General features: G+C 65.0%; 17 protein-coding genes. 9 read left to right on the top strand and 8 right to left on the bottom strand.

The features are described 5' to 3' along the window. From HGR_RS05540 to HGR_RS05515, 6 genes are all read right to left on the bottom strand, one after another. A complete protein-coding gene (locus HGR_RS05540; RefSeq protein ID WP_006297143.1) occupies nt 1-681 on the bottom strand; it encodes a DUF2848 domain-containing protein in 681 nt (226 codons plus the stop codon). A gap of 17 nt (nt 682-698) precedes the next feature. After that, on the bottom strand, nt 699-1,982 hold the full coding sequence (locus HGR_RS05535; RefSeq protein WP_006297142.1) for a TRAP transporter large permease: 1,284 nt from the start codon (nt 1,980-1,982) through the stop codon (nt 699-701). Then, nucleotides 1,979-2,575, bottom strand: coding sequence for a TRAP transporter small permease subunit (locus HGR_RS05530; RefSeq protein ID WP_006297141.1), 597 nt, complete (start codon nt 2,573-2,575; stop codon nt 1,979-1,981). Before HGR_RS05530 ends, HGR_RS05535 begins: the two co-directional genes overlap by 4 nt. Beyond that, nucleotides 2,575-3,627 (bottom strand): TRAP transporter substrate-binding protein, encoded by a 1,053-nt coding sequence (locus HGR_RS05525; protein ID WP_006297140.1) that lies wholly within the window; start codon nt 3,625-3,627, stop codon nt 2,575-2,577. Before HGR_RS05525 ends, HGR_RS05530 begins: the two co-directional genes overlap by 1 nt. 127 nt (nt 3,628-3,754) lie before the next feature. After that, entirely contained in the window at nt 3,755-4,681 is a 927-nt protein-coding gene (locus HGR_RS05520; RefSeq protein WP_006297139.1) for a LysR family transcriptional regulator, read from the bottom strand. A 93-nt stretch (nt 4,682-4,774) separates the two neighbouring features. After that, a complete protein-coding gene (locus HGR_RS05515) occupies nt 4,775-5,314 on the bottom strand; it encodes a winged helix DNA-binding protein (RefSeq protein WP_006297138.1) in 540 nt (179 codons plus the stop codon). 164 nt (nt 5,315-5,478) lie between these two features. Here HGR_RS05515 and HGR_RS05510 point away from each other — a divergent pair, with 164 nt between their 5' ends. The 5 genes from HGR_RS05510 to HGR_RS05490 all read left to right on the top strand — a co-directional run bounded on the left by HGR_RS05510 (nt 5,479) and on the right by HGR_RS05490 (nt 12,309). Beyond that, nucleotides 5,479-6,450 (top strand): TRAP transporter substrate-binding protein, encoded by a 972-nt coding sequence (locus tag HGR_RS05510; RefSeq protein WP_006297137.1) that lies wholly within the window; start codon nt 5,479-5,481, stop codon nt 6,448-6,450. A 12-nt stretch (nt 6,451-6,462) separates the two neighbouring features. After that, a complete protein-coding gene (locus tag HGR_RS05505; protein ID WP_006297136.1) occupies nt 6,463-7,026 on the top strand; it encodes a TRAP transporter small permease in 564 nt (187 codons plus the stop codon). Next, complete coding sequence (locus HGR_RS05500; protein WP_006297135.1) at nt 7,027-8,337, top strand: TRAP transporter large permease; 1,311 nt, start codon at nt 7,027-7,029, stop codon at nt 8,335-8,337. A gap of 26 nt (nt 8,338-8,363) precedes the next feature. Further along, complete coding sequence (locus HGR_RS05495; RefSeq protein WP_006297134.1) at nt 8,364-10,055, top strand: methyl-accepting chemotaxis protein; 1,692 nt, start codon at nt 8,364-8,366, stop codon at nt 10,053-10,055. A 502-nt stretch (nt 10,056-10,557) separates the two neighbouring features. Then, the gene (locus HGR_RS05490; protein ID WP_006297133.1) at nt 10,558-12,309 is read left to right on the top strand and encodes a methyl-accepting chemotaxis protein; all 1,752 of its coding nucleotides are present in this window, start codon (nt 10,558-10,560) and stop codon (nt 12,307-12,309) included. A gap of 49 nt (nt 12,310-12,358) precedes the next feature. Here HGR_RS05490 and HGR_RS05485 read toward each other — a convergent pair whose 3' ends face one another. Both HGR_RS05485 and HGR_RS05480 read right to left on the bottom strand, forming a co-directional pair. Further along, the gene (locus HGR_RS05485) at nt 12,359-14,794 is read right to left on the bottom strand and encodes a two-component system response regulator (protein WP_006297132.1); all 2,436 of its coding nucleotides are present in this window, start codon (nt 14,792-14,794) and stop codon (nt 12,359-12,361) included. A gap of 11 nt (nt 14,795-14,805) precedes the next feature. Next, nucleotides 14,806-16,212: a sensor histidine kinase gene (locus tag HGR_RS05480; RefSeq protein ID WP_006297131.1), complete on the bottom strand. Its 1,407-nt coding sequence runs from the start codon at nt 16,210-16,212 to the stop codon at nt 14,806-14,808. A gap of 207 nt (nt 16,213-16,419) precedes the next feature. On the opposite strand from HGR_RS05480, the gene HGR_RS05475 reads away from it, so the two are divergent. The 4 genes from HGR_RS05475 to HGR_RS05460 all read left to right on the top strand — a co-directional run bounded on the left by HGR_RS05475 (nt 16,420) and on the right by HGR_RS05460 (nt 21,233). After that, a complete protein-coding gene (locus tag HGR_RS05475) occupies nt 16,420-17,649 on the top strand; it encodes a nitrate regulatory protein (RefSeq protein WP_006297130.1) in 1,230 nt (409 codons plus the stop codon). Nucleotides 17,650-18,083: 434 nt separating this feature from the next. Next, entirely contained in the window at nt 18,084-19,349 is a 1,266-nt protein-coding gene (locus tag HGR_RS05470; RefSeq protein ID WP_006297129.1) for a CmpA/NrtA family ABC transporter substrate-binding protein, read from the top strand. Nucleotides 19,350-19,381: 32 nt separating this feature from the next. Beyond that, a complete protein-coding gene (gene ntrB, locus HGR_RS05465; RefSeq protein ID WP_006297128.1) occupies nt 19,382-20,359 on the top strand; it encodes a nitrate ABC transporter permease in 978 nt (325 codons plus the stop codon). A 61-nt stretch (nt 20,360-20,420) separates the two neighbouring features. Beyond that, complete coding sequence (locus HGR_RS05460) at nt 20,421-21,233, top strand: ABC transporter ATP-binding protein (RefSeq protein ID WP_006297127.1); 813 nt, start codon at nt 20,421-20,423, stop codon at nt 21,231-21,233. The last annotated feature ends 12 nt before the right edge of the window (nt 21,234-21,245 follow it).

Below are 21,245 nucleotides of genomic sequence, written 5' to 3'. Positions count from 1 at the left end.
TCAGGACACCTCGGGCAAGACGTCAACCTGGTAGCGGTGCTTCAGGCTGCGATCACGGCGCGGGTCGTGCAGTTCCATGGTGAAGACCGCCGCGGGGCGGATGCCCCCGATGGCGGCCATGGTGCCGCAGGTCATGCCGGTGCCCTCGGGCAAGGTGCCACTCTCGCAGGCGGCGATCAGCTCGATCGGTGTTCGCAAGGAGGCCACCGGCCCTTCCTGGTACAGAACGGTCTGGCCGTTCTCGACGATGTAGGAGCGCAGCACCAGCTCGTCCCAGTAATCCGCCACCTCGCTGTACAACCAGGCCGCGCGCGCCACGGGCTTGACGCAGACCTGCTTGGACAGAGCCACGCTGTGGGCTTCCAGCTTGCGGTCGGTGTGGTCCGAGGCGACACTGACGTACAGCTCACCGCCGTGCGTGAAGACGAAGGCCTCCGCCTCCCCCGAGGTGTGCGGTCCCACGACCTGCACCTGGTCCGCCTGCGTGAGCTGGTTGCTCGCGACCCGGTAGTACAAGGGCACGCGGCTGGGACGCGGAACACCCAGGGCCTCGAGTTCCTCGATGTGGTGCTCGACGGCGGCGCGATCACGCCCCGCCCAGCCCGCCACGATCAGCGTGTGGAAATCGACGTCCAGCACACGCAGGCCCGCACTCGTTTCAACTTGAAATCCGGTTTTCATGGTTCAGTCAGAGAAAGTCAACCCAAGACGCTGGGCAGCCAGAGCGCCAAGCCGGGAAACCAGGCCAGCAAGAGGAGTAGGACGGCCATCGCGCCAACGAAAGGCAGACTGCCCACGATCACCGCAGCCATGGAGCCGCTCTTGCGCACGCTTTGCACGACAAAGAGGTTGAGACCGACCGGCGGCGTGATGAGCGCGGCCTCCACCAGCACGATGATCAGGATGCCCAGCCAGACCGGGTCATACCCCAGGCCGATCATGATGGGGGCGACGATCGGAATGGTCATGATCATCATGGACAGGGTCTCCATGAAGCAGCCCAGCACCAGGTAGAAGAGCACGACGATCAGCAGCATCCAGCCGGGCGACAAGCCCAGCCCGGTGATCGAGCGGGTCAGCGCATCGGTCAGCCCCGTGGCCGCCATCACGAAGTTGAGGAAGGCCGCCGCCAGCACGATCAGCATGATCATGGCGGTGGACTTCATGGTGCCTTCCACCGCTTCGCGCAGCATCGACAGTGTCAGGCGTCGGGAACACGCCGCCAGCACCATCGCGCCCAGCACCCCTAGCGCCGCCGCCTCCGTCGGCGTGGCCAGGCCCGCGTAGATCGAGCCAACCACCAGCAGGAAGATGCCCAGCGGCGGCAGCAGATGGAGCAGGCTGGCGAAACGCTCGCGCCAGGAAGCCCGGATCTTCTTGCCACCCCAGGCGGGCTTGGCCACGCAGGCGATCCAGACCGTCAGCATGAACAGGCCCGTCAGCAGCAGCCCCGGGATGATGCCCGCGAGGTAGAGCTTGGGCACCGAGGAATTCGTCAGCACGCCGTAGATGACGAGGTTGATCGACGGTGGAATCAAGATCCCAAGCGTGCCGCCCGCGGCCAGGCTGCCGAGAAAGAGCGGCTCGTTGTAGCCATTCTTGTGGATCTGCGGAATGGAGACGGTGCCCACCGTCGCCGCCGTCGCCACGCTGGACCCCGAAGTCGCCGCGAACAGGGCCGAGGCCCCGATGTTCGCGTGCATCAGGCCCCCCGGCAGCCAGGACAGCCACAGGCTCATGGCGCCGTACATGCGTTCGGCGAAACCGCCGCGCAGCAGCACCTCGCCCAGCAGCACGAACAGCGGAATGGAAACGAGAAGAAACTCGTTGTTGGTGCTCCAAGCGATCTCTCCGATGCCGCGCGTCAGCGGCAGCATCGAAAACAGACCGTCCAGCGTGAAGCCCAGCAAGCCCAGGGCCGCGCCCACGGGCAAGGACAAGCCGATGAGCACGAGCAACAGTATCAGCGCGGTGGCAATCATGTGGCCTCCTTCATCAGCAGACGTTCACCCGCCTCGGCTTCTTCCTCGGCTTCCTCTTGGGAGGAACGCACGCCGCCAATGGCCTTGACCGTGGCGATGTCGCCCGTGACCAGGGCGATGGAGGCACGCAGCAGCATGAGGACCACCATCACGCACATCCAGGTCATGCCCAGGAACCACAGGCCCTGAGGAATCCACAAGGGCGTGCCCAGCGGCGTGTTGGCCGCGGAGTTCTGCACCCAGGAGGACTCGACCATGTCATAGACGTAACGGGTCAGCACCACCATGAACACCCCCAGGGACGCCAGGGCCAGCCAATCGATCACCGCCGACAGACGCACCGGCAGGTACTGATAGATCACGTCCACGCGCACGTTCGCGCGCTGCAGGGTGACGAAAGCCAGCGACCAGGAAGTACCGATGGCGAAGGCGTAGCTCGACAGTTCGTCGGCCCCGCCCACGGTGAAGCCGAAGAGCTTGCGCGCGATCACGTCAAAGGAAATCAGCAGCACGCTCGCGATGGACAAGGCGCCACCGAACCAGACCGCCCAGCGGGACACGGTTTCGGCGCGACGCAGGATTTGGGAAAGCATCATTTCTTGGCCACGAAACCGAGCGTTTTGCCGATGGTGGCGTTGAAGTCGCTCACGCATTGATCCGAGCAGCGCGCGGCCCACTTGGGCAGAACGACCTCGCTGGTCAACTTCTTGAGCAAGGCCTTGTCAGCGGCACTGGGTTGCACGACCTTGACCTTGCCCTTGACCGGCAAGGTGCAGGCCGCGGCGCCGCTGTTGCAGTCATAGCCCAGCTGGGTCTGCTTGGCGGCGGCATCCCACATGTCGTTCATCAGCTTGTCGATGTTGCTTTGCAGGAAGGTTTGCACCTTGGGATCGAGCTTGTCCCAGGCCTTTTGGTTGACCGCATGGATCTGCTGGTTCCAGTTGATCGGCAGGGCATAGAGGTGCGTCGCGACCTCGTACCACTTGGCTGAGTAGCCCGAGAGCGAGCCGGTGATCGCGCAATCCACGACCTTGTTCTGCATGGCGGGCACGACTTCACCGAAAGCCATGGTGACGCTGGTGCCCCCCAGCGCTTCCACGAACTCGGCTTGCGTGCGGCTGCTGGTGCGAACCTTCTTGCCCTTGACATCGGCCAGGCCGTTGATGGTGGCGTTGCAGAACAGCACCTGGGCGGGATAGGGGGAAATGCCCAGGATCTTGATGCTGGAGCCCTGACCGTAGAACTTGTCGTAGACCGGCTTGAAGAGATCGGTCACTTTGCGTGCGGATGCCGCGTCAGGCGCCAAACCGGGAAGGTCGATCGCCTCGTTGATCGGGTTGTCGCTGGCGAAGTAGGACAGTGTGGCCGTGCCGAACTCCAGGACACCGGACGACAAGAGGCGCATCAGCTCCGGGCCCTTGACACCCATCTCGTTGAAGCCCTTGATCTCGGCGGTCACTTGGCCCTTGGACAGCTCGGGAATGGTCTTGGTCCAGAACGGCTGTTCGAACTCTTGGTAAGCCGTGAGGTTGCTCAGCCCCCCGGCGATCTTGAGCTGCGTGCGGGGCAGGTTCTGGGCCTGCGCCGAAAGCTGCACGGCCATGGCGGCGGTTGCGGCGAGCAAGGCGAGGAGGTGTTTTTTCATCAGAGGGACTCCTGTGCGGTTGAAGAAGGGAAGGTGTCCCATTGCAACCGAGCCGTCACACACTGTCCAATCGTGATTTCGGATGCCCAGGTATAAATTTTTCTTGGGTCTGATGGTTTTCCGGTTTTCATGCCCCACCCCTCTTGCGCGAGGGTTTGCCGCGGCGCTCGTACTCGGACGCAGTGCGTTGCGCGAGCTGCGCGATCGCCTTGAAGGTTCGGCTTTCAGGGCCCTGCACCCAGGTCGCCGTGAACACCAGGTCAGGCAGATCGCCAACGCGCACGTCGAGGATGCGCAGCTCGCCATTGGCGAGTTCCTTGTCGAGAAAGATGGGTGCGATCACGCCCACGCCCACGCAATCGAGCATCATCTTCACCACCATGGACAAGGAGGCGCTGCCGATCATGCGCGGCGCCTTGATCTTGGCTTGAGCGAGCATGTCCTGCACCACCTTGTAAGGCGCGCTGTTCGAGGGGTAAGTGATCACGGGAAAACGCGCCACCTGCGTCAGCTTCAAGGGGCCGGCCCCCTGCTCCAGGCGCGGGCTCGCCACCCAGGCCAGGGGATAGGCGCACAGATGCAGATTCTCCAAGCGAGCCTCTTCCAATGGGCCGAGCATGAATGCGAGGTCGATCTGCCGCGACAACAACTGGCTGCGCATCACATAGGACGTGTCCACCTCAATCTGGGGCACAAGGGCTGGATACGCCGTGTGCAGGTGCTCCAGAAACTTCGGCAACCAGGTCTGCACGATGGTCTCGGCCACGCCAATGCGGATGGGACCGCTCATGACGTTTTGCTCGCGCGCCGCCTGCATCATGTCCTGCCGCATCTGCAGCATGCGCTCCGCGTGCGACAGCAGTTCCTGACCCTTGGCCGTCAGGTTCACGCCGCGGGCATCGCGCTCGAACAAGCGCACCCCCAGGCCTTCCTCGAGCGAGGCGATGCGCTGCGACACGGCGGGTTGCGTCGTGTGCAGCTTCTCCGAGGCTGCGCGAAAGCTACCGAGCTGCGCCACCCAGAAGAAGGTCTCGATGTGACGCAGGTCAACCATGGGACTCGGGGCATGCCCTCAGGGTCGCTTGAGCCCACGCGGGCTCACGCACCCAACCATGCGGGCGGATCACACTGGAGGCGAGCTGTTGGGTCATAGGCTGGCGGCCGAGCGGGCCGCTTGGTCGTACACACCGGACAGCACGCGCAGCAGCCGCGCCAGCTCACCGATGTCGCGATTCAAGGCGTCATCGGCCTTGAGTGCGTCGATCAGGCAGGTTTCGCGAATCTCACGGTAGCGCCGCACATACTGCTGCCCCTCCTCGGTGGAGGCGTAGGTGACTTCCTTGCCGTTCTTGCTGGAAGCCACCACGCCCAAGCCTTGCAGCTTCTTGAGGGAGTAATTGATGAGGTGGGTGTCTTCCACGTTCATGATGAAGCAGATGTCCGCGAGGCGCTTGTCACGGGCACGGTGCGTCACGTGGTGCAGCACCAGCACGTCAAGCGGCGTCAGGTCCTTCAGACCGGCCGCACTCATGCAGTGCGCGATCCAGCGGTGAAACGCATTGCCCGCGACGATGAGTCCGAATTCGAACTCGCTCATCTCGGCGCTGCGCGGCGAAACCAGGTGCGCCGAGGAGACGATGGGCGCCCCAGAGGTCTTGGTGGAGGAAACAGCGGCTTTGCGGGGCATCAGCACGCTCCTGTCTGGCATTGATATTGCATGCGACGAATTGTAGGGAGATAAAAAACAATTTAACAACGAAATGTCGTCATTTCGGGAAAACACCAAGCAGCAATCGTGCCACCACCCATACAGTTCGCAATCCGTTTTCAACCCATTTCATTGGAGATCACATGAAACGTCGCCTGTTCACCCTCGCCGCCGCGACCCTCGCCCTGATCGGCGGCAGCGCCTTGGCCCAGACCAAATGGGACCTGGCCTCGGCCTATCCAGCCAGCAATTTCCACTCTGAGAATCTGGTTCAGTTTGCTTCGGACGTGGACAAGGCCACGAGCGGCAAGCTCAAGGTCACCGTGCATTCCAACGCAACGTTGTTCAAGGCCCCCGAGATCAAGCGCGCCGTCCAGGGCGGTCAGGCACAGGCCGGCGAAGTGCTGATGGCCAACCTGCAAAATGAGTGGCAGATCTACGGCGCCGACGGCTTGCCTTTCCTCGCCGACAGCTATGACGCCTCGGTCAAGCTCTGGAAGGCGCAAAAGCCCCTGATCGAGAAAAAGCTGGCCGAGCAAGGCATGGTGCTGCTCTACGCGGTGGCTTGGCCCCCACAAGGCATCTACACCAAGAAGGTGCTCAACAGCGCGGCTGACCTCAAGGGCGTGAAATGGCGCGCGTACAGCCCGGCCACGGCACGCATCGCCGACCTCGTGAACGCGCAGCCCGTCACCGTGCAAGCCGCCGAACTGCAACAAGCGCTGGCCACGGGCGTGGTGGAAAGCACCATGACCTCCGGCGCCACCGGCGTGGACAGCAAGCTGTATGAAAACCTCACGCACTACTACGACATGCAGGCCTGGTTGCCCAAGAACATGGTGATCGTGAACAAGGCGGCTTATGACGCTCTAGACAAGCCCACGCAAGCCGCGCTAATGAAGGCGGCCGCCGAGGCGGAATCTCGCGGTCTGACCGCGAGCAAACGCGTCAACGCGGAGACGCTGGCCAAGCTCAAGGCCAGCGGCATGCAGGTGCTGGCGCCCTCGGCCCAGCTCAAGGCCGACATGAAGAAAGTCGGCGACACCATGCTGAAGGAATGGCTTGAGAAGGCCGGTCCCGAAGGCAAGACCTTGATTGACGCCTATCAACGCTGATCACCCACCAAGATGACTGCATCAACTGCGCGGCCTCGCCGCATTCGCCGCGCACTTGACGGCCTGTACGCCCTGGGTGGCGCGCTGGCCGCCCTGTGCGTTCTGACCATCCTGGTGCTCATGATCGGTGCTTCCATCGGCCGGCTCGCCAACTGGCGGGTCGCCTGGATCAACGATGTGGTGGCTTGGTTTTGCGCCGCGGCCGCCTTCCTGGGCATGGCCTACAGCTTTCGCAACGGCGACTTCGTCCGCGTCACGCTGGTGCTCGAATCAGTGCCGCGACACGTTCGACGTTGGTTCGAACTCGCCTCGCTCGCCGTCGCCGCGGTGGCCATCACCTATCTGGGCTGGTGGGCCGCGCGCTTCACCTATGAAAGCTGGGTGTTCAACGACATCGCGGGCAACATGGTCGCGATACCCATGTGGATTCCTCAGCTGAGCTTCGTCGTGGGCGCCCTGATCTTCGTGGTGGCCGTCGTCGACGAATGCGTCACGGTGTTGCGTGGCGCGAATCCCAGTTATGTCACGCGGGTGGAAGAACGCCACGCGCGTGGTGATTTTTCCGAGGAGCTTTGAATGGGCTTGCTTGAAATCGGAGCCCTGCTGCTCCTTCTGATGTTGTTGCTATTGTCCGGAGGCGTCTGGATCGCCATGACGCTGGCCATCGTGGGCTGGGTGGGACAGGCGTTCTTCACCAGCACCGCGCCGGGCAAGAACCTGTTCTCCGCCTTCTGGGAAACCACGGCAAGCTGGGAGCTGGCCGCGTTGCCGTTGTTCATCTGGATGGGAGAAATCCTGTACCGCACGAGACTGTCCGAGCAGATGTTCGACGGCCTCTCGCCCTGGCTGTCACGTGTTCCTGGTCGGCTCATGCACACCACCATCCTGGGCTGCGGCATCTTCGGCTCGGTCTCGGGCTCTTCCGCCGCCACCTGCGCCACGATCGCCAAGGTGGCCCTGCCCGAGCTGGAACGGCGTGGCTACGACCGCAACCTCGCGCTCGGCTCGCTGGCCGCGGCGGGTGGCCTGGGCATCCTGATTCCGCCGTCTATCACCATGGTGGTCTACGCGGTCGCGGCCGACGCGTCGGTGATCCGCCTCTTTCTCGCGGGATTCCTGCCGGGCTTCCTGCTGATGGGATTGTTCTCGGGCTACATCATGTGGTGGAGCCTGCGCAACCCGCACAAGGTGCCCGCGCCCGACGAACCGACCACGTTGCTCGAAAAGCTGCGCCGCTCGGGCAGCCTGATTCCCTGCGGCTTGCTCATCGTCTTCATCGTTTGGGTGCTCGTTGCTGGCATCGCCACCGCGACCGAATGCGCGGCCTGGGGCGTGGTGGGTTCGCTGGCCATCGCGGCGGCGGGCCGCTCGCTGACCTGGCGCAACTTCTGGCAAGGCCTGATGGGCGCGACGCGCATGAGCTGCATGATCATGTTCATCCTGGCGGGCGCCGCCTTCCTGACCAAGACCATGGCCTTCACCGGCATACCGCGCGAGTTGGCGGAGTTCGTGCAAGCGCTTCACCTGTCGTCGTATGGCCTGATCGCGGTGCTTGTCGTGGTTTACCTGGTGCTGGGCACGGCGCTCGACGGCATCTCCATGATCGTGCTCACCAGCGCGGTGGTGCTGCCCATGGTGCAGCAAGCCGGGTTTGACCTCGTGTGGTTCGGCATCTTCATCATCCTGCTGATCGAAATCGCCGAGATCACGCCGCCCGTGGGGTTCAACCTCTTCGTGCTGCAGAACATGACAGGCATCGACAGCAACCGCATCGCGCGTGTCACGCTGCCTTTCTTCGCCTGCATGATCGGCGCCATCGTGTTGATCACGGTCTTCCCAAGCATCGTGACCAGCGTGCCGAACTGGTTGATGGGTGTCGAGCGCTGAGCGATTGAATGCCCAAGAGATTTTCGATGAACAAGCTGCGTCTCTCCCATCGCCTCGCGCTCGGCTTTGGCGCCGTCTTGACCTTGCTGGCCATCATCACGGCCACCTCGTATTGGGGACTGAGCCGCATCAACGAAGGTCTGCGCTTCATCGCCGAGGTCTACACCAACAAGGCCCATCAGTCCCAACAGATGGACCGTGCCGTCAACCACGCACTGATCGCCATGCGCAACCTTTCCCTGGAGGAAACGCGTGAGAACGAACTGCGCCAGATGGATCAACTGCGCCAGGCGCTCCAACGCTACGACGCGGTGAAAGCCCAGCTCTCGCCCTTGCTCACGAGCGCCGAGGAGAAGGTGCTGTTCGCCAAGCTCGAGGGTTCCGAAAAGGCTGCGCGGCAGATCTTCCTGGACGCGCGCCAGCAGGCCGGAGGCGATGACGCGGAAAAGAACGCCTTCCTCTTGCGCTTTGACCTGCGCCGCAACATGGAGAAATGGGACGGACTGCAGCGCACGTGGAGCCAGGACATCGAAAACCTCGCACGGCTGGAAGCCGAGCTGGGCCAGCAGTACTCCGCCGAACTGCAGTCGACATCGACCCGCATCCGCGCCATCCTGCTGGCCGTGGCGGGGGCCGCGCTGTTGGCGGGCATCGGCGCCTCGTTGCTGATCGCCCGGTCCATCACGCGCCCCTTGGCTTCGTCCGTGACCTTGGCCGACCGCATCGCGCAAGGTGATTTGTCGTTGTCGCAGCACACGACCCGCCGCGATGAAATCGGTCAGTTGCTGATGGCTTTGGAATCGATGCGGGGTCAGTTGCATGAGCTGGTCTCTGAGGTGAAGGCCACGACGGACGGCATTGGCAGCGCCTCCTCCGAGATCGCGCGCGGCAGCATGGACCTGTCGCACCGCACGGAAGAAGCCGCCAGCAGCTTGGCGCAGACCGCGCACTTCATGGCGGAGTTGACGGGCCAGGTGAGCGAAGCCGCGGACGTGGCCCGGCAGGCCAGCCAAGTCGCGGTCTCGGCCTCCGACGTCGCGGGGCGCGGTGGCCACGTCGTGACCGAGGTGGTCACAACCATGGAAGACATCGCGGCCGACTCGGAGCGCATCGCCGACATCGTGGGCATGATCGATGCCATCGCCTTCCAGACCAACATCCTGGCCTTGAACGCCGCCGTGGAAGCGGCCCGCGCGGGTGAACAGGGCCGGGGCTTCGCCGTCGTGGCAGGTGAGGTGCGCAACCTGGCACAACGCTCCGCCGAGGCCGCCAAGGAAATCAAGGGGCTGATCGGCATGTCGACCAGCAAGGTCACGGCCGGCACGCGTCTGGTGCGGGAGGCAGGCTCCACCATGGGCGACATCGTGGCTTCGGTGCATCGGGTCTCGAAGATGATCGGCGAGATCAGCGCCTCGACCACGGCGCAGAACGAGCGCATCACGCAAGTCAACAACGCCGTGGCCCAGCTCGACGGCATGTCGCAGCAGAACGCGGCCCTGGTCGAGCAATGCACGGCGACCGCCGCGCTGCTGGCCGACCAGGCCAGCACCTTGGCCCACGTGGTGCAACGCTTCAAGCTCACGCCACACGATGCGGTCCTTGGCGCGCTGCCCCGGGCTCAGGCGCTCGCCGACGGCAACCCACGCGTCCCCGCCCTGGCCGCGGCCTCAGCTTCTGCCAGCCCACGCAGTCTCGCGCGTCCGCGCGCCCTGACCTGACCGAGTTGCCCAAGGCAAAGAAGGGCTCCAGGCTCAGGTCGGCAGCCTGAGCCGCTGGGGCGGCTCGACGGGCCTAGGCGCAATCTCCACTTTCTCTCCGCCTTCTCCCTGCCTTCTCTCCCTCTCCGCCGTCCCTCCGCTTCACATCAGCGGCCTCCTCGGCTGCCCGTTCTGTCTGCAGCTCGCGCGGTTTCCCGCACAGCGCAAGGCTGCTGCGCTCAGTGCACCGTGCACGTGCACAAGCCGCCCATTCCCGCCATCCGTGCGGCATTTTCGGCATGCCTCCCGGTCTTCCCATCTGCACGCCGCGCGGGCCGGTGGCCATTTCAAGGTCCGAACTGGGGGGACAAAACCCAACTTTTGTTCGACGTGGTTTTTACATTTGTAACGGAGACTTCAGGTCACGGACGTGCCCCCCGCGCGAAGCGCCTCACCTCACCGGCAAGCCGCCACCGGCGCTGGAGACGCCAGGCCGTCCCAACCCGATCCAAGGAGGATCACCATGAAGTTGTCCAATCTCAAAATCAGCGCCCGCCTGACATTGGCGTTTTCCGCGCTGCTGTTCATCACGGCCACCATCACGGTCGTCGGCACCTCGCGGCTTGGCGCCTTGAGCAAAACCAGCGACCAGATCGCTTCGGTGGAAATGCAGCGCGCCTTACTGGCTCAGAGTTGGTGGATGCGGACCTCCATGAACTGGGTACGCGCCTCGTCAGCGCTCAAGACGCACGACGCCAACTACCAGGCTGAATTGGACCGCGACATGTCAGCCACCTCCAAGCTCATTGGGGAAGACCAGAAACAGCTGGTCGAACTGATCACCGATGCTAAGGGCAAGGAACTGATGGACACCATCGCGCGCAATCGCAAGGTGTACGTGGACGCGCGCACGGCGCTCATCAAGCGCCAGCAGGCGGGCGAAGACATCATGGCGCGGGTGGACGCCGAACTGCTGCCCCTGGCCCAAACCTACCTGCGCTCGCTGGAAGACATCGCGGACCATGCGCGCGATCTGCTGGCGCAGACACAGAAGCGGGCCCATGCCACCGCCGAACAAAGTCAGTGGGCCTTGAGCGTCGGAGCCACCCTGGCCGTGTTGCTGGGCATGGTGTTGGCCATGGCCGTCGCGCGCTCCATCGTGCGCCCCATGCGGGAAGCCGTCGGCGTGACGCAACGCATCGCAGACGGTGACCTCACCGCCCGCATCGAATCACAAGCCCAGGACGAAACGGGTGAACTGCTGCGTGCCCTGGGCGCCATGTCCGACCGCTTGCGCACCGTGGTTGCCGAAGTGCGCACCGGCGTGGAAGCTGTGTCGACCGCTTCGCAGGAGATCGCGACGGGCAACGCCGACCTGTCCGCGCGCACCGAACAAACCGCGGCCAATCTGCAAGAAACGGCGGCCAGCATGGAAGAGCTGACGGCCACGGTCTCGCAGTCGGCGGAAACCGCCACCCAGGCCAATCAACTGGCGGCCAGCGCGGCCCAGGCCGCCCGCACCGGCGGCGAGGTGGTGAATCAGGTCGTGCTCAGCATGAAGGAAATCACCGCGTCGTCCAAGCGCATCAACGACATCATTGGCGTGATCGACGGCATCGCCTTCCAAACCAACATCCTGGCACTGAACGCAGCGGTGGAAGCCGCGCGGGCGGGCGAACAAGGCCGGGGTTTCGCGGTGGTCGCGGGCGAGGTGCGCAACCTCGCGCAACGCAGCGCGGACGCCGCCAAGGAAATCAAGACGCTGATCTCGACCAGCGTGCGCAATGTGGAGACTGGCTCCAACCAGGTGACCCAGGCGGGCCACAGCATGGAAGAGATCGTCTCCAGCGTGCGCCGCGTGTCCGACCTGATCGGTGAAATCACGGCGGCCTCGGCCGAACAACGCGACGGCATCGGACAGGTCAACCTGGCCGTGACCAACCTCGACCAAATGACGCAGCAAAACGCCGCGCTGGTGGAGGAGTCCTCCGCCGCCGCCACATCCCTGAGCGACCAGGCGCGCCGTCTGTCGCAGGTGGTGTCGGTCTTCAACGTGGGCAGCAACAGCGTCGTGGCCTCCGTCGTGGCCGCACCCGCCGCGACGATGGCCCCCCGCCCTCAGACCGGCGCGGCACGGGTGACAGCCCGCCCCAGCACCGCAAAGGTCAGCGGCAAGGCTGCACCCGCCAAGGCCTTGGGCAACGCCAAAGCCGCCGGTCCCGCGCTGGCGACGGCAAGCCAAAGCGGTGATGAGCAGCAGTGGGAGCAATTCTGATGAACACCGGCGCCCGCCCTTGAGCACCGAGCCAGTCCCGCACCTCAGCTCACCGGCGAGCGACCAGCAACTCGGTGAACTTCCCCACCGGCAGAGCCGGGTGGTAGAGCCAGCCCTGCACCTCGCGCACGTTCAGGCCCAGCAGGATGGTGCGCTGGATCTCGGTTTCCACGCCCTCGGCGGTGACCTCCAGCCCCATGGTCATGGCCATCACCGCGATGGTGCGCGCGATGGCCATGTCGTTGGGATCGGTGGCGAGGTCGCGGATGAAACTGCGGTCGATCTTGAGGCGCGTCAAGGGCAGGAACTTGAGCATGGACAGGGACGAGAACCCCGTGCCAAAGTCGTCGAGCGCAAGGTAAACGCCCAGCGCCCGCAGCTTGTGCAGGGCCATCTGGACGGCTTCGCCATGCTGGAGCGAGGATTCGGTGAGCTCAAGCTCCAGCATCTCGGGCGACAGACCATGGCGTGACAAGGCCTCGCCCACGCGCTCGGCGTAGCCCTCCTGCTGCAGTTGCAGGGCCGAGACATTGATGGCCAAACGCCCCGGCTCCAGTCCTTGAGCCTTCCAGTCCGCCGCGTTGCGGCAGGCTTGTTCGAGCACCCAATCGCCAATCGGCAGGATGAGCCCGGTCTCCTCGGCCAGGGGGATGAAGCGTTCGGGGCTGATGCGACCCGAGTCCCCATGGTTCCAGCGCAGCAGCGCCTCCGCGCCGATGATGCGGCCGTCGCGCAGGTCGATCACGGGCTGCCACTGCAGCTCCAACTCGCCCCGGACGATGGCCTGACGCAGTCCCTGTTCCAGTTGCAAACGCTCCAAGGCTCGCCGGGCCAGGCCCTGCGAGAAGACCGCGCCCCGATTGCGGCCAGCGGCCTTGGCCGCGTACATGGCGGTGTCGGCGGCCTTGACCAGTTCGTCCGCGCTGTCGGCGTGCTCGGGAAAGAGCGCGATGCCGATGCTGGCCGTGGTGCTGACGGTCTGGCCCACGCTGGTGCGTATGGGTTCGCTGATCAATGCCAGGAGCTTGCGGCACAGCGCCATGGCGTCCTCGGTGCTGCGCAATTGGTCCAGCAGGATGAGGAATTCGTCCCCGCCCATGCGTACCGCAACGTCGTTCTGGCGCAGCGTCGTGCGAAAGCGGCGAGCGATCTCCACCAGCATCTCGTCACCCACGGAGTGTCCCAGGGAATCGTTGATGTTCTTGAAGCCATCGAGGTCGATGAAGAGCAGACCAAAGCCGCCATCGTCCACGCGGCTGGCCGCCCGGGCGATGTTGTGACGCAGGCAGATGTCGAGTTGGTGGCGGTTGCCCAAGCCCGTCAAGGCATCGTGCAGGGCCACATGGGTGAGGCGGCTCTCCACGCTGCGCAGCGCGGAAATGTCGCAGAAGGTCAGCACGTAATGCGTGAGCTTGCCCACACGGTCAATCACCGGCGACAGCCCCTCCCACGCCGGGAAGAGGCTGTTGTCGCGCCGACGGCAGGTGATCTCGACCTGGATCGAATCTTGGTCGTCCGTGGCGACGACGCGGCGCCGGTCACCGCTGCGCGAGGCATGCAGGAAATCATCGGGCCGCTGGCCCAGCACCTCCTGGACGCGCCAGCCGGTGATGCGCTCGAAGGCCTTGTTGCCCATGCATACGCGCTGCTCGCGATCCAGGATCAGGATGCCATCGCCGGTGGTTTCAAACACCACCGCGGCCTGGCGCAGATGTTCCTCGGCTTGGACACGTTCGCTGACATCACGCAGGATGCCCACCACGCGATCCTCCTCGGGAAAGTAGCTGGCATGGATCTCCAGCCAGATGCGCTCGCCGTCATCGCGCCGCCAGGCCGTGCAGACCTGCACCATGCGCCCGGCCAGTAGCAAGCTGTCGATGCTCTGGCGCACCTCCGACTCTTCGATGTGACGCAGAAAGGCGTCATGGCCCACCGTGAAGCTCTGGGAGGGCTGAGCAAGGATGGATTCCATGAAACCATCGAGCTCGAATTGCCGCCGAGCCGCGTCGAACTCCATCACGCCGAAGCGCCCGGCCTCCATGGCGAGCCGAAAGCGCCGCTCGGCCCGACGGGTCTTGCGTTCCTCTTCCACGCGGGCCAGGGCCGCGCGGATGGTGGCGTTGAGCTCCACGATCTGGATGGGTTTGAGCACGTAGCCATAAGGCGCGGCTTCGATGGCGCGCTGCAGGATGTCGTCGCCCGCGTAGGCCGTGAGGTAGATCACGGGCAGGTGGAGCTGATGCGACACCTGCTTCGCCGCGCGCGTGCCATCCCCGCCCCTCCCGAGGTTGATGTCCATGAGGACCAGGTCCGGGCGCTCACGCGCAGCCAGATCCACGGCCTGCTGCTCGCTGGACGCGATGCCGGTGACGCTGTAGCCCAGCGCTTCCAGGTTCTGCCGCAGGTCATAGGCGAAGATCAACTCGTCCTCGACGATCTGGACCCGTATGGGCCTCGGCGCTGCCAGGCTGGTCTCTGTGTCCATCGCGTGCTCCTCTAGTCCTCGATCAGAAACGTGAAACGCAGGCCTGTGCCGGGCCCCGGCAAAGTCTCCACCTCGGCACCGATCTGCTGAGCCAGCATGTACACCAGCTGGTAGCCCATGGACCGCGAGGACGAGGGATCGAAGCCCGCTGGCAAACCCACCCCGTCGTCCCCCACCTCCAGCTCCGCCCGCGGGCCCACCCGCCGGGCTGAGACACGGATGTGCCCCGAGCCGCGCCCCGTGAAGGCGTGCTTGTAAGAGTTCACCACCAGCTCATTGACGATCAGCCCACTCGGCACGGTCTTGTGCGTCTCGATGCGCATCCCCTGCGCAGGCACATCCAGTTGCAGCTCCACGTTCGTGGTCTCGCGCACATAGGTCTGCTTGAGCAACTGCACCAGCTTGCCCAGGTAGGGGCCAAACTCCAAACCGGAAAAATTGCTGCCCTCGTAGAGCAGCTGATGGGTCATGGCGATGACGCCAACGCGGCTGCGGCTGTCACGCAGCACCTCGCGGGCCTCGCCCTCGGCGCTGCGCGAATGGATGTCCAGCAGGCTGGCCACGATCTGCAGATTGTTCTTGACCCGGTGGTGCACCTCGTTGAGCAGCAAGGTCTTCTCGCGCAAAGAAGCTTCCATGGCGGCCTGGGCCGCCAGGCGTTCGGTGATGTCCACCACGGTGGCGAGCACCTCGGGTGGATCACGTCCGGGGATTGGGCTCAACGCCACCTCCACCGGGAACTCGCTGCCATCGAGGCGCAGGGCCGTGAGCTTGCGACGCTCGGCCATCACGCGCTTGGTCGGCGCCTGAAGGTAACGCCCCATTTCCACGCGGTGGGTGGCGCGCCGTGCCTCGGGCAAGAGCATGTTGACGTGCTGACCCAGCAGCTGGTCGGGCTCGCAGGCGAACAGCTCGCCCATGTTGCGGTTGACCAGCAGCATGCGGCCCTCGGCGTCCACGAGGGTCATGCCCTCGGGCGCTTGTTCAAACAGGCTGCGCAGGCGTGCCTCGCTGGCGGCGAGCGCGCGCTGGTGGGCCTGCTGCAACGTCATGTTCACGGCCTTGACCAGAACCCCGTTGACCGTTCCATCGCGCGCGCGGATGGGCAGGTAGCTGGCGCGCCACTCTGAGGCCTGGCCCGGCAAGCTGGGCACCTCGACCATCACCCGAAAACCTTCCTGAGGTTCGCCGGACAAGACCTTGTTCAGCAGCGGCTCGATCTCCGGGTAAGCGGCAGGCAGCACGTCGGACACCTTGCGCCCCAGCGCCGCGTCCACGGACACCCCATTGAAGGCCGCCAGGCTGCTGTTCATGCGCCGGTAGCGCAAATCGCGGTCCAGCACCGCCAGGCCCAGGCCGAGATCGCTGGAGAACAAGGCGTCCAGGACGGCCGCGTCTTCGATGGCAAAAGCTTGCATGCGACCCCCTGTCGAAGCGCGCGAGGTTCGCGCTGCTTTCTTATCAGGACCAAGTTAGCACATCGACCCGATGCTTCCAATCCCCTGAACCGCTCCAATACCCGGGCAGCGGCGTCACGCAGTCAAGCCAAACCGTGAAAAATACACACCCTATGATCCGCCATCCGCCCCGCATTCAGACGAGGCCCATGAAACCACCGCCCGCCGATGAACTCCGGATTGAACTTCCTCGTCGCCGCACGCCAGTGCGAGATCAGTGAACTCGAACACCTGGCGCTGACCAGCGAGCTGGTGAGCGTGATCGGCCGCCTGGTGCATGCCCTGCAAAAGGAACGCGGCATCTCCAATCTGTTCCTGGCCTCGCGCGGTGAGCGCTTCGGCGCGCAGCGCGCGCCGCAGGTGGAGGAATGCCAGCGCCTGCAGGCCGAGGTGGCCGCGCGTTTTGACGCGCTGGACACCGACGCCAGCCGGGCGCGCAATGGCGCGCGCCTCTTCAACCGCATCGCCTACGTCTTGCAGGCACTGGAGGGCTTGCCCGCGCTGCGCGCGCGCATTGCTGATCTGGCGCTCACCCCCGAGGAGGCCACCACGGCCTTCGTGCGCCTGATCACGGGCCTGATGGGCGTGGTGCTGGAAGCCGCCGACAGCGCCACCGACCCCGAGATCGCGCGTGCCCTGGTCGCCCTGTTCCACTTCATGCAAGGCAAGGAATACGCGGGGCAGGAACGCGCGCTGGGCTCGGCGGCCTATGCTTCCGGCCGCATCGACCCGGAGCGCCAGCAGCAGTGGCGCCACTTGATCGAGGCCCAGGACGCCTGCTTGCAGGTCTTCCACGATTTTTCCGACGACAACGCGCGTGCATCCTGGGCGGAGCATCAGGACACCGAAGCCCAGGCCCTGCAGCAGAAGATGCGCCGCGTGGCGGCGGACGCGCGCCTGAGCAGCGCGCTCGACTCCAACGCCAGCCTGCCCTGGTATGAGTGCTGCACCCGGCGCATCGACGCCATGCGCAAGGTGGAGGACGCGCTCGCCCTGCACCTGCGCAGCCTGTGCGAGCGCCGCATCGCGCAGGCGCGCGCGGAGCTGCGCGACCAGCAGGCCAGCCTGCAGGCCCTGCAACGCCAGGCCGCCGCATCGGATGCGCAGCCCGCGACCCTGCTGCTGTCCCCCTCCCTGAGCCCGCACCTCGAGCGCTCGGTGCTGGGGATGGTGCAGGAGCAAAACCGCCGCCTGCAGGCCATCAGCGACGAATTGGCGACCACGCGCGCGGCGCTGAACGAACGCAAGGTGATCGAACGGGCCAAAGGCTTGCTGATGGCCTCGCGCAAGCTCAGCGAGGAAGAGGCGCACGCCATGTTGCGCCAGACCGCGATGAACCAGGGACGCAAGCTCGTCGATGTCGCCAACACGGTGCTGACCATGGCGGACCTGCTGTAGCCCCTGGCCTGGCACACAGCGCTTCCCTTAGCCCCTCATAGCCTCTCTCAGTAGCACTGCGCGGCCCTGACTGAGATGCCTGTGGCGACGCCGGGCGGCCCCACACGCCACCGTTGCGCAATCGCCCGCGAGTTCATCCGTTCTTGGTGCGTCGCACAAGAACAGTGCCATGGCCCCTGAGTTGTGCGTGGATGCCGATGCGCTGGCCCACCCCGAATTGCCTGTTTTCCCCAGGAAACGCGCATCCGCCCCATCGCTGCCGTGCTTGGCATGAATTCTGCTTGAACGTGACCGTGCCCAACCAATGACGGTCAGGCACCGCGTTCTTGAAGAACGCGCTTGGACAACGGCGTCCATTTCCCGCGAGCTCACGGTCGCGGCGGAATGGGCGCCGTTTTTGTTTTTGCTTTCCGTCCTTCTCTCAGGAGCTGATCATGCAGGACCCCAAGATCGCCAATGTCGGCGGCAACCACGGCAGCCTCAGCCGCCGCACCCTCCTCCAGGCCGCCGCCGCTGGCGCGGCCGGCATCAGCCCCGCGCTGCGCGCGGTGGTGCATGCCGCGGGTTCGGACGCGCCCGAGAAGAAGGAAGTCAAGATCGGCTTCATCCCGCTGACGGACTGCGCCAGCGTGGTCATGGCTTCCGTCCTGGGCATCGACCAGAAGTACGGCGTCAAGATCATCCCGAGCAAGGAAGCCAGCTGGCCCAGCGTGCGCGACAAGCTGGTCAATGGCGAGCTGGATTTCGCCCACGTGCTCTACGGCCTGGTGTATGGCGTGCATCTGGGCATCGGCGGGCCGAAGAAGGACATGGCCGTGCTGATGAACCTCAACCACAACGGCCAGGCGATCACGCTGTCCAAGCAGCTCGCGGACAAGGGCGCCGTTGACGCGGCCAGCCTGGCCACGCTGATGACCAAGGAGAAGCGCGAATACACCTTCGCCCAAACCTTCCCCACCGGCACGCACGCGATGTGGATTTATTACTGGCTCGCCTCGGCCGGCATCAACCCCTTCACGGACGCCAAGGTCATCACTGTGCCGCCGCCCCAGATGGTGGCGAACATGCGCGTGGGCAACATGGACGGCTTCTGCGTCGGCGAGCCCTGGAACCACCGCGCCATCCTCGATGGCATTGGCGTGACCGCGGCCACCACCCAAGAGATCTGGAAGGACCACCCCGAGAAGGTGCTGGGCACGACGGGAGACTTCGTGAAGCAGTACCCCAACACGGCACGCGCGGTCACCGCCGCCATCCTTGAAGCGGGCCGTTGGATCGACGCCAGCGCCGCCAACCGCCAAAAGATGGCCGAGACCGTGGCGGACAAGAGCTACGTCAACACCGGCGTTGACGCCATCCAGGACCGCATCCAAGGCCGTTACCAGAACGGCATGGGCAAGACTTGGGATGACCCGAACCACATGAAGTTCTACAACGACGGCGCCGTGAACTACCCCTACCTGTCCGACGGCATGTGGTTCCTGACCCAGCACAAGCGCTGGGGCCTGCTGAAGGACCACCCCGACTACCTCGCCGTCGCCAAGCAAATCAATCAGACCGAGATCTACAAGCAGGCCGCCGCCGCCGCCAAGGCTCCCGTGCCCAAGAGCGATCTGCGCAGCAGCAAGCTGATCGACGGCGTGGTCTGGGATGGCAAGGACCCGAAGAAGTACGCCGACAGCTTCAAGGTCAAGGTCTGAGCCTCGACGACGCTTCACGAAAGGAGCACCCCATGGTCAGCGCCGTATTCCACCTGCCACCCCTCGCCCTGCCCGAGCCATCCGCGCCAGCGCCGGAGCCCGAACGCACCGCCACGATGCACCAGCCCATGCCCGTCCAGACAGTCCAAGCCGAGGCTGCGCCGGCCCCCACCGACGCCGCCATGACCGCCACGGTCGAGCCTGCCGCCAAGCCGCGCCACGCCTTCGATTGGCGCGGCCTGTGGATGCGCGTCATCCCGCCGGTGCTGGGCCTGGGCCTGCTGGTGCTGCTGTGGGAACTGGTGTCGGCCAGCACGGGCCGGAGCATCCCCACGCCCGCCGACACTTGGCGGCAGGCAGTGGAGGTGTTCAGCGATCCCTTCTACCGCAAGGGACCGAACGACCAGGGCGTGGGCTGGAACGTGCTGACCTCGCTGCAGCGCGTGGCCCTGGGCTTTGGCCTGGCCGCGCTGGTGGGCATCCCGGTGGGCTTCCTGATTGGCCGCTTCGAGTTCCTGAGCCGCATGTGCAACCCCATCATCAGCCTGCTGCGTCCCGTCTCGCCCCTGGCCTGGCTGCCCATCGGCCTGCTGGTGTTCAAGGGCGCCAACCCGGCGGCCATCTGGACCATCTTCATCTGCTCCATCTGGCCCATGGTCATCAACACCGCCGTCGGCGTGCAGCGCGTGCCGCAGGACTACCTGAACGTGGCGCGGGTGCTGCAGCTGTCGGAGTGGAAGGTCATCACCAAGATCCTCTTCCCCGCCGTGCTGCCCTACATGCTGACGGGCGTGCGCCTCGCGGTCGGCACGGCCTGGCTGGTGATCGTCGCGGCCGAGATGCTGACGGGCGGCGTGGGCATCGGCTTCTGGGTCTGGGACGAGTGGAACAACCTCAACGTCAAGAACATCATCATCGCCATCGTGATGATCGGCGTCGTCGGCCTGCTGCTGGAGATCGCCCTGATCCGCCTCGCCAGCGCCTTCACTTACGAAGAGGTGAAGTCATGAGACCGCACGAGACCACCCCACGGAAGATTTCAACTGCATTGCAAGCCATGGAGGTTTCCCCGTGAGTGCATCCCTGACCACCAAGTACATCGAGATCCAAGGCGTGGCGCAGACCTTCCGCACCCGCAACGGACGCTTTCCCGCCCTGCGCGACATCCATCTGACGGTGGCCAAGGGCGAGTTCGTCGCGCTGATCGGTCACTCGGGTTGCGGCAAGTCCACGCTGCTGAACCTGATCGCGGGCCTGGCCACGCCCACCGAAGGCACGCTCATCTGCGCCAACCGCGAAATCGCGGGACCTGGCCCAGAACGCGCCGTGGTGTTCCAGAACCATTCGCTGCTGCCCTGGCTGACCTGCTTCGAGAACGTTCACCTCGCGGTTGAACGCGTCTTCGGCGGGCGCGAAAACAAGGCCCAGCTCAAGGCGCGCACCGAGGCGGCACTGGCCCTGGTGGGCTTGGCCCACGCCGCGCAGAAGCGCCCGGGCGAAATCTCCGGCGGCATGAAGCAGCGCGTGGGCATCGCGCGGGCCCTGTCCATGGAGCCGCAGGTGCTGCTGATGGACGAGCCGTTCGGCGCCTTGGATGCGCTCACACGCGCGCGGCTGCAGGACGAATTGCTGGAGATCGTGGCGCGCACGCACAGCACCGTGGTCATGGTGACGCACGACGTGGACGAAGCCGTGCTCTTGTCCGACCGGATCGTGATGATGACCAACGGACCCGCCGCGACCATCGGCGAAGTGCTCACCGTGGACCTGCCGCGCCCGCGCAAGCGCGTGGAACTGGCGGAAGACCCGCGCTATCACCAGTGCCGCAAGGCGGTGATCGACTTCCTGTACACGCGCCAGGGCCACGTGGAAAAAGCAGCCTGAAACACAAGGGTG

It is taken from the genome of Hylemonella gracilis ATCC 19624, assembly GCF_000211835.1.
In the GTDB taxonomy this organism is placed as follows: Bacteria; Pseudomonadota; Gammaproteobacteria; order Burkholderiales; family Burkholderiaceae_C; genus Hylemonella; species Hylemonella gracilis.
The sequence above is the reverse complement of the archived record's forward strand: the minus strand, read 5'-3'. Positions and strand labels throughout refer to the sequence as shown.